12 protein-coding genes are annotated in these 12,848 nt (G+C 63.9%); all 12 read right to left on the bottom strand.

All coding sequences use genetic code 11. The features are described from left to right. Positions 1-8 precede the first annotated feature (8 nt). The 12 genes from AUR_RS16095 to AUR_RS16040 all read right to left on the bottom strand — a co-directional run bounded on the left by AUR_RS16095 (position 9) and on the right by AUR_RS16040 (position 12,832). Entirely contained in the window at positions 9-758 is a 750-nt protein-coding gene (locus tag AUR_RS16095; RefSeq protein ID WP_062095679.1) for an FtsB family cell division protein, read from the bottom strand. Positions 759-926: 168 nt separating this feature from the next. Beyond that, on the bottom strand, positions 927-2,207 hold the full coding sequence (eno, locus tag AUR_RS16090) for a phosphopyruvate hydratase (protein ID WP_021471528.1): 1,281 nt from the start codon (positions 2,205-2,207) through the stop codon (positions 927-929). A gap of 120 nt (positions 2,208-2,327) precedes the next feature. After that, entirely contained in the window at positions 2,328-3,017 is a 690-nt protein-coding gene (locus tag AUR_RS16085; RefSeq protein ID WP_021471529.1) for a MazG nucleotide pyrophosphohydrolase domain-containing protein, read from the bottom strand. Then, positions 2,995-4,137, bottom strand: coding sequence for an adenosine deaminase (locus AUR_RS16080; RefSeq protein ID WP_062095677.1), 1,143 nt, complete (start codon positions 4,135-4,137; stop codon positions 2,995-2,997). Before AUR_RS16080 ends, AUR_RS16085 begins: the two co-directional genes overlap by 23 nt. Before the next feature lie 28 nt (positions 4,138-4,165). Then, positions 4,166-4,852: a DedA family protein gene (locus AUR_RS16075; RefSeq protein ID WP_062099063.1), complete on the bottom strand. Its 687-nt coding sequence runs from the start codon at positions 4,850-4,852 to the stop codon at positions 4,166-4,168. Positions 4,853-5,045: 193 nt separating this feature from the next. After that, a complete protein-coding gene (locus tag AUR_RS16070; protein ID WP_062095675.1) occupies positions 5,046-5,714 on the bottom strand; it encodes a DedA family protein in 669 nt (222 codons plus the stop codon). Between the two features lie 11 nt (positions 5,715-5,725). Further along, on the bottom strand, positions 5,726-7,036 hold the full coding sequence (locus AUR_RS16065) for a thymidine phosphorylase (protein ID WP_021471533.1): 1,311 nt from the start codon (positions 7,034-7,036) through the stop codon (positions 5,726-5,728). Further along, positions 7,033-7,431 carry a cytidine deaminase gene (locus AUR_RS16060; protein WP_062095674.1) on the bottom strand — a complete coding sequence of 133 codons (399 nt, stop codon included), beginning with the start codon at positions 7,429-7,431 and terminating at the stop codon, positions 7,033-7,035. Before AUR_RS16060 ends, AUR_RS16065 begins: the two co-directional genes overlap by 4 nt. A gap of 4 nt (positions 7,432-7,435) precedes the next feature. Further along, positions 7,436-8,725 (bottom strand): ABC transporter permease, encoded by a 1,290-nt coding sequence (locus AUR_RS16055; protein ID WP_021471535.1) that lies wholly within the window; start codon positions 8,723-8,725, stop codon positions 7,436-7,438. Further along, entirely contained in the window at positions 8,722-10,089 is a 1,368-nt protein-coding gene (locus AUR_RS16050) for an ABC transporter permease (RefSeq protein ID WP_021471536.1), read from the bottom strand. The genes AUR_RS16055 and AUR_RS16050 overlap by 4 nt, the downstream gene beginning before the upstream one ends. After that, positions 10,076-11,599 carry an ABC transporter ATP-binding protein gene (locus AUR_RS16045; protein WP_021471537.1) on the bottom strand — a complete coding sequence of 508 codons (1,524 nt, stop codon included), beginning with the start codon at positions 11,597-11,599 and terminating at the stop codon, positions 10,076-10,078. The genes AUR_RS16050 and AUR_RS16045 overlap by 14 nt, the downstream gene beginning before the upstream one ends. 126 nt (positions 11,600-11,725) lie before the next feature. Beyond that, positions 11,726-12,832: a BMP family lipoprotein gene (locus AUR_RS16040; RefSeq protein WP_021471538.1), complete on the bottom strand. Its 1,107-nt coding sequence runs from the start codon at positions 12,830-12,832 to the stop codon at positions 11,726-11,728. Between the last annotated feature and the right edge of the window lie 16 nt (positions 12,833-12,848).

Here is a 12,848-nt window from a genome sequence, read left to right as displayed (position 1 = left end):
CACCGCGTCTAGTCTGTTGCCGATCGTCTGATGGACTCCCAAAGCGCATCCACCCAGGGCAAGTTGGCCGGGTTTTCGGATGTGCCGGAGCCGGTGCGGCCCCCAGGCGTTCCGGCGGCATCTTCCCCGCCAAACACCCAGTATCCCGTTTCACCCGGCATAACCATGTTAATGCGGTCGCGGGCCTGCTGTTTCACGTAGTTGGGGTCCTGCCACCGCGATAGCTGCTTGTTCAGGTCCTCCTGCTCGGCTTCCTGCGCCGCGATTTCCGCTTCCAGGGCCGAGATTTCGGAGCGTTTCTCGAGGAACACCTTGACCGTGGGGGCCAGCATGACCGTGATGGCAATCATGACCACTGCAAAGGCCAACAGGCGTCCCGAGAAGGCCTTGGCCGGTACCGGATCGATGCTTTCATGATCACCGGGGACCTGTTTGGCGCCTCCTGACTTACTGTCCGGAGCGGAGGCCCCGCGGAGGGAAGGAGCGGATTTCGACGGCGTGCCGGTACGCGCGGACGGCTTCCTCACGGCAGTCGCGGCGCCGGCACCGTTTGGCCCGCCCGTTGCTTTTCCCTTGATGGCGCTACCGGTCGTTCCTGCCGGCGTGGTCGAGGGGCTGCTGCCGAATGAGGCCTCGATGATCTCCCCGGCCGTTTCATCGGCGGGGCCGCCGGCCTGGTGGCGTTCGGAGGCGGGCGGGGAGCCGGACTGCCTGCCGAGGGCGTCGGCCCTGGGTACCTTTGGACGACGGGTGGCCATGACACTCCTGTAATGCCCGGTGCTTGCCTGGCGGGTTGCTGCGCTTGCCCTCGCGCCTGACATTCTTGCGTTGGTTCCTTGGCCCGCGGTCCAGCAGGCAAGCGTTAAACAGAACCGGCGGCTATGGTCTTTCCACCATAGCCACCGGTCAGCTGTTTTCGCGGAAGGCTAGCCCTTGAAACGCGGGAAGGCGCTGCGTCCGGCGTAGCGTGCGGCGTCGTCCAGTTCTTCTTCGATGCGCAGCAGCTGGTTGTACTTGGCTACGCGCTCGGAACGGGCCGGGGCACCGGTCTTGATCTGGCCGGCGTTGGTGGCAACGGCGATGTCGGCAATGGTGGTGTCCTCGGTCTCGCCTGAGCGGTGCGAGGTGATGGTGGTGTAGCCGGCGCGCTGTGCCAGGGACACGGCGTCGAGCGTCTCGGTCAGGGAACCGATCTGGTTGACCTTGACCAGCAGCGAGTTGGCCGTGGCGGCGTCGATGCCCTGCTGCAGGCGGACCGGGTTGGTCACGAAGAGGTCGTCGCCAACCAGCTGGACCTTGTCGCCGATCGTGTCGGTGAGGGTCTTCCAGCCTTCCCAGTCGTTCTCGTCCAGCGGGTCTTCGATGGAGACCAGCGGGTAGTCGGCAACCAGCTCGGCGTAGTAGGCGCTCATCTCGGTGGAGTTCAGGGCCTTGCCTTCGAACTGGTAGGCGCCGTCCTTGTAGAACTCGGAGGAAGCGACGTCCAGGGCCAGCGCGATGTCCGTGCCCGGGGTGTAGCCGGCGTTCTTGATGGCTTCCTGGATCAGGTCCAGTGCAGCGCGGTTGGACGGCAGGTTCGGAGCGAAGCCGCCCTCGTCGCCGAGGCCCGTCGAGAGGCCCTTTTCCTTCAGGACGGACTTGAGGTTGTGGTAGACCTCAACGCCCCAGCGGAGACCCTCGGAGAAGGTCTCGGCGCCGATCGGAGCGATCATGAATTCCTGGATGTCAACGTCGGAGTCTGCGTGCGAACCGCCATTGAGGATGTTCATCAGCGGGACCGGAAGAACGTGGGCGTTCGGGCCGCCCAGGTACTTGTACAGCGGCAGGTCAGCCGAAGCTGCGGCGGCGTTGGCGACAGCGAGGGACACGCCGAGGATGGCGTTGGCGCCGAGCTTGCCCTTGTTGGACGTGCCATCGAGGTCGATCATCGCCTGGTCGATGCTGCGCTGGTCCGTGGCGTCGAAGCCGATCAGGGCCGGGGAGATCTCGTCGATCACAGCGTCGACGGCCTTCTGGACACCCTTGCCGAGGTAACGGCCCTTGTCGCCGTCGCGGAGCTCAACGGCCTCGTGCTCGCCGGTGGAGGCACCGGAGGGAACTGCTGCGCGGCCGATCTGGCCGTCGGAGAGCAGGACCTCTACTTCTACGGTCGGGTTTCCGCGGGAATCAAGGATCTCGCGGGCGTGGATGGCATCGATAAGCGCCATGGATGTGCTCCTTATGGTGAAGCGATTTACAGGAATCTAGAGGGGAATTCTCGACGTCCTCGTCGCTACTAGCGTAGTCGAGAGTGGCTTAGGTTACGGAACGGTTTCCTCGGGAGCACGTCACGAATGCCGTTCGTGACCATCGTGGAAGGCGCGCACGGCCTTCCGGAGTGCACGTTCGGCGTCGAGTCCCTGCCGGTGGGCGCCGGCGACGACGGCGAGCAGCAGCTCGCCCAGCCCCTTTTCGGAGTCCGGCACCGCAACAGGCCCGACGGCGGCCCGCGCACCTTGCTGATCGATGGCCAGGCCGGCGCGCGCGGCCCTGTCCAGCGATTTCTGCGCCGCCGCCAAGGCAGGCAGGTGCGGCGGGATTCCCTCAAACGGATCAGCGCGCTCCGGTTTCTCGGCGCGTTTGGCCGCATCCCACCGGACGATGATTTCCTCGACGCTGGCCGGGAAACTCTCCTGCAGGGAGCCGTCGGCCTTGAAGACGTGCTGGTTCCGCCGGATCATCTTGGCGTTGATGCCCTCTGCAACGGCTTCGAAGTCGAAACTGCCGCGCTCCTCGGCGAGCCGGGCGTGCAGCACCACTTGAAGCAGTACGTCGCCCAGCTCACCGCGGAGTTCCTCATCAACGGAACCGGCTTCGATCGAATCCACTACCTCGTAGGCTTCCTCGATCAGGTATTCCACCAGCGATTCATGCGTGAGCGCACCCATCCAGGGGCAGTGCTCACGCAGGGCACCGATTGTTTCGATAAGCCGGTCGATGCTGTTGGCGGGCTCCTTAGCCGAGGTTGGCGTAGGCATCGTTGATGTACTCCACCAAAGCCTCGCGCTCATCCAGCGGCAGGAAAGCCGCCTCGGCAGCATTGAGCGTCAGTTCCAGGAGTTCATCGAGGTCGTAATCGAAGGTTTCCACCAGGAGTTCGAACTCGTCCGTCAGGGTCACCCCGCTCATGAGCCGGTTGTCCGTGTTGATGGTGACGTTGAAACCGAGCTGGAAGAGCATGTCCAACGGGTGGCTTTCGATGCCTTCGCCGAAGTTGGCGATCGCACCCGTCTGCAGGTTGGACGAAGGGCAGATCTCCAAGGGAATTCCCCGGTCCCGGACCCAGCCGGCCACGTTGCCCAAGGTGACCAGGCCGACGGTGCCCTCGCCGTCGTCGTCGGCGTTGTCTTCGAACTCAACCGTGATGTCCTCCGCGATGCGGACGCCATGGCCCAGACGCAGCGCGCGGCCATCCACCAGGGCTGACTGGATGCTCTCCAGGCCGGCGGCCTCACCCGCGTGGACTGTCGCCGGGAAGTTGTTGGCCGCCAGGTACGTGAAAGCGTCCTTGAACCGGGAGGGCAGGAAGCCGTCTTCTGCTCCGGCGATGTCGAATCCGACGGCGCCCCGGGTCCGGTGGCGGACGGCGAGTTCGGCGATCTCCTGGCCACGGTCAGCGTGGCGCATGGCGGTGATCAGCTGTCCCACCTGGATCTGCCGGCCGCTTTCGTCGGCTGCGTCCACGCCCGCTTCGAGTCCGGCCTGGACGGCTTCCACGGCCTCGTCAAGCGTCAGGCCTTTCCGGAGGTGCTGCTCGGGAGCCCAACGGACTTCGCCGTAGACCACGCCATCCTCGGCGAGGTCTTCCACGAACTCCTTGGCAACCCGGAAGAGACCTTCCTTGGTCTGCATCACGGCAATGGTGTGGTCGAACGTTTCGAGGTATCGCACCAAGGAACCGGAATCCGCCGATTCGCGGAACCATTCACCCAGTGCCACCGGATCCGTCGAAGGAAGGGTGTGGCCCACGGCTTCGGCCAGTTCGATGATGGTGGCAGGGCGCAGGCCGCCGTCCAGATGGTCGTGCAGGGAAATCTTGGGAAGACTCTTCAGATCAAAGTCGAGGGCAGGGGCAGCGTCAACAATTGGCTCAGTCACAGACCAACTCTAGGGGGATGACAGGTCCTTAGCCAGCAGGCTTGGAGAGGTCAGCGCCCACAACCGGCTTGCGGTCCACAGCGGGCGCGGCAGATTCAGAGGCTTCCCGGGCGGCTGCGCGCGCAGCGTCCTTACGCTCCAGGTACTTGTGCCACCAGCGCAGGGCGTGGTCTACGACGATGCCAAGAAGCACGGCGAACGCCACGGCGATGCCAACGCCCAGCAAAGGATTGTTGTGCACCCACTGGCCAGCGAGGAGTCCGATGCCGATCGAGTAGCCCACCCACGTGATACATGCGAAGGCATCAAGGATGAAGAAGGTGCGGTGGCGGAAGCCGGTCTGGCCGGCCACGTAGTTCACGGCCACGCGACCCCACGGGATGTAGCGGGCGGTGAAGATGAGCACGGCTCCGCGCTTGTCCAGTTCGTATTGCGCCCACGCGAACATTTTCTGAACCTTGGGCCGGCGCATCCACCTCCACCGGGTGAGCCCGATCTTCCTGCCGAGCATGTACGCCATGTTGTCCCCCGCCATGGCACCGATGAGGGCCGTGAAACCCAGGATCCAGAGGTTCGGCTGGCCGCTGTGGAGGGACAGTGCCGACAGGCCTACGATCGCTGTTTCGCTGGGGAGGATGGTGGCGAATCCGTCGATGAAGAAGAACACCAGCAGTACCGGGTAAATCCAGGGCTGCCCGGCTGCATGCTCGAGCATTTCGTTCAAAAACTCCACGCGGCGGTAGCTCCTAGATGAATGTGACTTGACACTGTGACGTAGATCGCTCTTAGTGTCCCATGGCCGGGACGTCGTTCGCTACGCCCCAGCCTCGGGATCACACGTTTAACGCTAGCTGCGCGGCGGAGGTTCCGGCGTCACCCGACGGGGTGATCTTGGGCTACCTGCAGGCTCATACCGTAGGTGGAGCCCCGGTGCCTTCTTCCGTTGGTTTCTGGTCCTCAAGAAGGTTCTTCCCGTCCAAGGGAGCGGCCCCGCGCACTTTGCTGATGATGCGGTCAATGATGATGCCCAGGATGACGGCCACCACGATCGCGATCACAGCTCCGAGCAGATGGTTGTCTTCGAACCAAACACCGAAGAAATACCCGAGGACCACCGAATAGCTGGCCCACAAGACGGCCGACAAAGAAGTGAGGGCAACAAACCGGCCGTGATGGAAGTGCGTGGCACCGGCCGTGAGGTTCACTGCCACCCTGCCGATCGGAATGAACCGGGCCACCATGATCAGCGAGGCCGACCGCCGTCGAAGTTCTTTCCCGGCCCAGCGGAAGGCGCCCTGCATGCGCTGGGTGCGCATCCAGCGCCACCGCCGGATCCCGATGCGGGCGCCGATGATGTAGGCGATGTTGTCCCCGGAGAATGCCCCGATGGCCGCCACCACCCCCAGCAGCCAGACGTTCGGTGAGCCGCTGCTGCCGGAGACAGCACTCAAGCCAACCACCACCGATTCGCTGGGAATCGGCGGGAAGAAACCATCGATCAGGCAACAGGCCAGCACCAGGAACAACACCCACGGCTGTTCGGCCGCGGCGAGGATGAAATCATTGATGGCCTGCACGGTAATTAAGCCTAGGCGATCCTGTCGATGATGAGCCGGTGAGCGGGACGGGATCCCTCCGGCGCGATCACCACCGCGTTAGCCAGGGCTTCCTTGGCACGATCGAACTTCTCCGGAGTGTCCGTCAGCAGTGTCATGAGGGGCTCCCCTGCACGGACCAGGGCGCCCGGCTTCGCGTGGAGGCGGACGCCCGCCGCTGCCTGGACGGTGTCTTCCTTCCTGGCCCTGCCCGCGCCCAGGCGCCAGGCAGCCACGCCCACCGAGAGGGCATCCAGCTCCACAAGGACGCCGTCCGCCGGGGCGTACACCACTTCCGATTCCTTGGCCACGGGCAAGGCAGCGCGCGGATCTCCGCCCTGGGCCTCGATCATCCGGTTCCACACATCCATGGCCCGGCCGTCCTTCAGGGCCGCGGCAGGATCGGCGTCGTGGATGCCGGCACCGGCCAACATTTCTTCAGCGAGCCGTACCGTCAGGTCGACGACGTCTTCCGGGCCGCCGCCTGCCAGGACCTCCACGGACTCCTCCACCTCAATGGCGTTGCCCGCGGTCAGCCCCAGCGGCGTGGACATATCGGTCATCAGCGCAACAGTGTGCACCCCGGCGTCCTTGCCCAACGCCACCATGGTTTCCGCGAGTTCCCGGGCCCGGGCCTCGTCCTTCATGAACGCACCCGAACCCACCTTCACGTCCAGCACCAGCGACCCCGTGCCCTCGGCGATCTTCTTGCTCATGATCGACGACGCAATCAGCGGGATGGCTTCGACGGTGCCCGTAACATCGCGGAGGGCGTACAGCTTCTTGTCAGCCGGGGCCAACCCGGAGCCTGCCGCGCAGATCACTGCTCCGACATCCTGGAGTTGGGCCATGATTTCCGCGTTGCTGAGGTTCGCGCGCCACCCGGGAATGGCTTCCAGTTTGTCCAGCGTGCCTCCGGTGTGACCCAATCCGCGGCCGGACAGCTGCGGCACTGCCACTCCGAAAACGGCCACCAACGGAGCCAGGGGAAGAGTGATCTTGTCCCCTACCCCACCGGTGGAGTGCTTGTCGCTGGTAGGTTTCCTGCCGCCGTCGGGCGTTGTCAGCGACGAAAAGTCCATCCGCTCCCCGGAGGCGATCATCGCGGCCGTCCAGCGGGAGATCTCGGCCCTGTCCATGCCGTTGAGCAGGATGGCCATGTTCAGTGCCGCCATCTGCTCTTCGGCAATGACCCCGCGGGTGTAGGCGTCAATGGTCCAGTCGATCTGCTCCGGCGTCAGGGTGCCTTTGTCCCGCTTGATGGTGATGATCTGGACGGCGTCGAAGGCTTCAGTGCTGGTCACGGGGTTTCCTCCAGATGTTCCGGACCGAAGGCGTCAGGCAGCACCTGGTCCATGGTTTTGACGCCTTGGCTGGTCATGAGTTGCATGCCGGGCGCCCGGAATTCGTAGAGCAGCTGCCGGCAGCGTCCGCACGGCATCAGGATGCCGCCGTCGCCGTCCACGCAGTAAAACGCCACCAGCCGTCCGCCGCCGCCCATGTGCAACTGGCCAATCAACGTGCACTCGGCGCAGAGGGTGAGCCCGTAGCTGGCGTTCTCCACATTGCAGCCGCTGATGATCCGGCCGTCGTCAGTGAGGGCTGCGGCCCCCACCGGGAACTTGGAGTAGGGCGCGTAGGCCCGGTCCATGGCGTCTTTCGCCGCGGCTTCCAGCGCTTGCCAATCGATGTGGCTCATCACGTCACCCCTTCACGTACGGTATGCCGCTGGCCGCGGGCGGCCTGGACCTGCCCACCAAACCGGCGACGGCGAAGATGGTCACCAGGTACGGCAGCATGGCCATGAACTGGCTGGGCACCGGAGTACCAATAATGCCCAGAATCGACTGCAGGTTGTAGGCGAAACCGAACAGCAAGGATGCCAGGAAAGCGCCGATCGGGTTCCAGCGGCCGAAAATGAGAGCAGCCAGGGCAATGAAGCCGCGGCCTCCGGAGATGTCCTTGGTGAAGGAGTCGATGGTCACCAACGTAAACACCGCTCCGCCGATGCCTGCGATGGCCCCGCCCAGGGTGACGTTCCAGAAGCGGGTGGCGTTTACATTGATGCCCAGGGTGTCGGCGGCCTGCGGGTGCTCACCAACGGCCCGGACCCGGAGACCCCACCGCGTCTTGAACAACCCGAACCACACAACAGCCACTGCGATGTACATCAGGTAGCCGGCCACGGACTGCTCAAAAAGAACCGGCCCGATGATGGGGATATCGGAGAGCAGCGGGATCGGCAGGATGTCCAGGCGGCCCGGGGTGTTGAACTGCTCTTTGTTCGGTGCCATGACCGTGCCGAACAGGAAGCCGGTGAGGCCTGATACCAGCACGTTCAGGACCACGCCCACAATGATCTGGTTCACGAGGTACTTGATGCTGAAGACCGCCAGCACCATGGAGACGGCGGCGCCCGCGGCAGCAGCGGCGAGCAGCCCGATGTAGGGGCTGCCGGTCACGGTGGCCACGAGGGCAGCGGTGAAAGCCCCGCCCAGCAGCTGGCCCTCAATGGCGATGTTGACCACGCCTACCCGCTCACAGAGCACACCGGACAGGGACCCGAAGACGAGGGGAACCGCCAGCGTCACCGAGCCTGCCACCAGGCCGGCCAACGAGATGGACGGTTGCCGGGCGCCGGCCACAATCCACACGAGCACGGCAAAGACGAAGACCACGGCGAAAGCAATGGGCAACCACTTCGGTGAACGTTCTCCGCGCGTCCAGAGGTAGATCGAGTAGGCGGCCATGGCCAGGAGCAAAACGGCCAGCACAATGCCGCCGGCCTGGCCGGGAATCATCAGCGCAGGGATCTGGACCGCGTCGCCGGGATCGCTGACCTTCATCTCGGCCGTTTGCCCGGACCCCAGCAATCCGAAGAAGACCAGTGCAACAAGGGCCAGGACGCTGAGGGAAACAGGGACTTTCAACGAGGGGCGGAAGCCCGGAAGGGACGGAGCTCCGGCCCGGGGGGCGGTTGCTGTTGCGCTCATTTGGCACCTCCGGTGGCGTTGGCGAGGGCGGCCTTCCGGGCTACCTTTTTCTTCTTCTTGGTGCTGTCCAACCGGAAGATGGACTTGATGAGCGGCGGGGCTGCGATGAACAGGACGATCAGCGACTGCACCACCAAAACTATGTCGATGGGTGTTCCCGTCTGGATCTGCATCTGCACGGCTCCCGCGCGGAATGCGCCGAACAGGAGGCCGGCAAAGAACGTGCCCCACGGTGTACTGCGCCCCAGCAGGGCCACGGTGATGGAGTCGAAGCCAATCTGTGCCGCGACCCCGCCGGTCAGGACCTTCTCGGTACCGGCTACCTGCGCCACGCCGCCGAAGGCTGCGAGGGCTCCGGCGAACGCCATGACGAGGATGGTGGCCCGCGGAACCTTGACCCCGGCCGTGCGGGCAGCAGCGGGATTTGCGCCGACAGCACGGAATTCGAAGCCAATGGTGGAACGGTTGAGCATCCACCAGACACCTGCCGTCAGCGCAACGGCCACCAGGAAGCCCAGGTGCAGCCGCGAGCCGGGTATGAGCACGGGGTAGGTAGCCGATTCATCCAGCCGGGGCGAAATGGGGCTGTTGTCCCCCGGACGCCGGAACGCCGCGGTGTTCAGGAGGAAGTCGAGCAGGAACAGGGCCACGTAGTTCAACATGATGGTCACAATGACCTCGTGGGCGCCCGTCCTGGCCTTGAGGAGGCCCACAACGCCTCCCCAGACCGCTCCACCCAGGACCCCCATAATGATGACCACCAGCAGGTGCAAGCCGAAGGGAAGGTCCCAGGCGAAGCCGACATAGGCGGCCAGGGTGGCGCTGATGATGATCTGGCCCTGGGCACCGATATTGAACAAACCTGCCCGGAAAGCCAGGGCCACGCCCAGGCCGGCGCAGATCAGCGGGGTGGCTACGGTCATGGTCTCCAGCAAGGGCATGAGGCCCTGCCGGGGGTTGAAAACCGCTCCTTGGAAGAGGGCAACGTAGCTCTTGGTCATGGCGCCCCAGAGCGCCGAAAGGAAGTCGGTGGGGCGGGCAAAGAAGTACCCTGCGGTCCTGGCGACTCTGTCGTCGGTGCTGGCGATCAACAGGCCGCCGAGGATTAAGGCAACAAGGACGGCCAGGACGGAAACGAATCCATTCCCCATGACGATCCGGCGGAACAGGCTGCCTTGCTGGCGTCCGACGTCTCCGCTCTGGGAGGACACCGGAACAATGGACGGTTCCAGGGTGCCGCCCGCAGTGTCCAGCGCGACGTCGGCGGCCTGGACATCGGTGGTGGATTCCTGCCGTGCCGCTTCCGCGGCCGGTTCATTCTTCTTCTGATCGCCAGGGTTGCCGGTCGGTTCACTGGGTGTCATCGGAGCCCCCTTCCGGGCTGACGCCGGCCATCATCAGGCCGAGGGTGTCGCGGGATGTACCCGAGGGAACGATGCCCACGAGCTTGCCTTTGTAAATCACCGCAATGCGGTCTGCGAGCTCCATGACTTCGTCGAGTTCCGTGGAGACGATCATCACCGGCGTTCCCACATCCCTCTCCGCGACGATTCGCTTATGCAGGAATTCGATGGAACCGACGTCCACGCCGCGGGTGGGTTGGCTTGCAATGAAGAGCCGCAGGGGGCGGGACAACTCACGGGCCATGACAACCTTTTGTTGGTTGCCGCCCGACAACGTCCCTGCCGCAGCGCCCGCGGACGGGGTGCGGATATCGAACTCCTCGATCTTGGCCTTGGCGTTCTCGGCCACTTTGCCCGGGTTCATGCTGACGCCGCGGGCAAAGGGAGCTTGGTCGTAAAGGTCCAGCACCAGATTCTCGGCCACGGAGAACGGACCCACCAGGCCATCTACGGTGCGGTCCTCCGGAACGAAGCCGACGCCGGAACGCAGGACGTCTTTCACCGGCAGTCCCAGCAACTGCTTTCCGTCGAGGGTGACCGATCCGGTCACGTGTTCCTGGACACCAAGGATCGCTTCGGTCAGCTCGGTCTGGCCATTGCCCTGGACACCTGCGATCGCAAGGATCTCGCCTTGGGCGATGTCGAAGCTGATTCCGTCCACGATGTTGGTGCCGTTTGGCGCCCGCACCGTCAGGTTCTCCACCTTGAAAGTGGTCTCCTTCGGTTGGGCCACGGCTTTATGCAGACTCAGGCTGACAGGCCGGCCAACCATCATGGACGCAAGCTCTGCCGCAGAAGCAGTCGGCGGGGCATCGCCGACTACTTTTCCACGGCGGACCACGGTGATGACGTCCGAGACAGCCTTGACCTCACGCAGCTTGTGCGAGATGAACACGATCGATGTTCCGCCGGCCTTAAGCTGCCTCATGATGTCCAGGAGCTCATCGGTTTCCTGCGGCGTGAGCACGGCGGTGGGCTCATCCAGGATCAGCACCTTCGCCTCCCGGACCAGCGCCTTGATGATTTCCACGCGCTGCTGGACCCCAACCGGGAGGTCTTCCACCAAAGCATCGGGATCGACGTCGAAGCCGTACTTTTCGGAGATATCGCGGATCTTCCGGCGGGTTTCGTCCATGCTGAGGACGCCGCCTACGGACGTTGGCTCCGCGCCGAGCGCAACGTTCTCCGCGACGGTGAACACCGGGACGAGCATGAAGTGCTGGTGCACCATGCCGATCCCTGCAGCCATGGCGTCCCCCGGTCCCCGGAAAGCTACCGGTTGGTCGTCAACGAGGATTTGTCCGGCCGTAGGCTCATAGAGCCCATACAACACGTTCATGAGGGTTGATTTTCCGGCACCATTCTCGCCGAGGAGGCAATGGATCTGTCCGGATTCGACCACAAGGTCGATGTCTTGGTTGGCGTAGAAGCTCCCGAATGCCTTCGAGATCCCCTTCAATTCGAGTTTCACAACTCCCACCGTTCTGTGAGTCCGAGGGACGGCTGTATTGCTCACTACCTGTAGGCAGCAGCGTAGTCAGGGCAAAAACGTGCCGCCAGTACCGGGGCCCGGTACTGGCGGCTTGTTCGAGGGTTGTTACTTCTTCGGGCTGGCCGCCGATTCAACAACCAGCTTGCCCGAAATGATGTCTGCCTTGAGGGCGTCGAGTTCGGACTTGGTTTCGGCCGAAACTACGGAGTCAAGGTCGTGGAACGGTGCGAGGGCGACGCCGTCGTTCTCCAGCGTGCCAACGTAGGCTTCGTTGCTGAACTTGCCGTCCTTGTCATCCTTCACCACGGACTCCACGGCTTCACCCATCTGCTTGACCACGGAGGTCAGCATGAGGTCCTTGTACTCCGGAGCGGTGAGGTAGCCGTCGGAGTCGACCCAAATGAGCTTGACGTCCTTGCCGGCAGCCTTTGCTTCCTTCAGGGCAGCGCCTGCACCCTTGCCAACCGGACCTGCAACGGGCATCACGATGTCCGCGCCCTGGTCCAGGAGGTTGATGGTGATCTGCTTGCCGGTGTCCTGCTTCTCGAAGTCACCCGTGAAGGAGCCGTCCTGGGTAGCCTTGTCCCAGCCCACCACCTGTACGGACTTGCCCTTGGCCTTGTTGTAGGCCTGGACGCCGTCATAGAAACCGTCCATGAAGATGGTGACCGTGGGGAGCTTGATGCCGCCGAAGGTGCCCACCTTGCCGGTCTTGGTCGTGGCAGCGGCCGCGTAGCCGGCCAGGTATGCAGCCTGCGCGGTGTCGTAGACAACGGGCTTGACGTTGGCGATCGGCGTTTCGTAAGCGAAGTCGATGATCGCGAAGTGCTTGTCCGTGTTCTTCTCCGCAGCAGCCTTGGTGGCGTCGCCCAGGAGGAAGCCGACCGTGACGGTCAGGTTGCAGCCGGCCGAGATCATGCCGTTGAGGTTGGTCTCGAAGTCGCTGTTGGCCTTGGACTCGGCCGACTTCGTGGTGATCCCCAGATCCTTCTCTGCCTTCTTGAGGCCCTCGAAGGAGGACTGGTTGAAGGACTGGTCATCGAAGCCACCGGAGTCGGAGACAATGCAGCCCGTGTAGTCGCTTGCGGCGTTGGTGCTGGAACCGGCATCGGGTGCCTGTCCACAGCCACTGAGCAGGAGCGCTGCCGCGCCCATGGTGGCGACTCCGGCCATCGAACCGCGCTTCAGGGTGGCACGCAGTGGTTTCTTCAATGTTCCTCCAGGAAGA

The sequence above is a fragment of the Paenarthrobacter ureafaciens genome (assembly GCF_004028095.1).
Lineage (GTDB): Bacteria > Actinomycetota > Actinomycetes > Actinomycetales > Micrococcaceae > Arthrobacter > Arthrobacter ureafaciens.
Note: the sequence above shows the minus strand (reverse complement) of the source record. Positions and strands in the feature narration are given on the sequence as shown.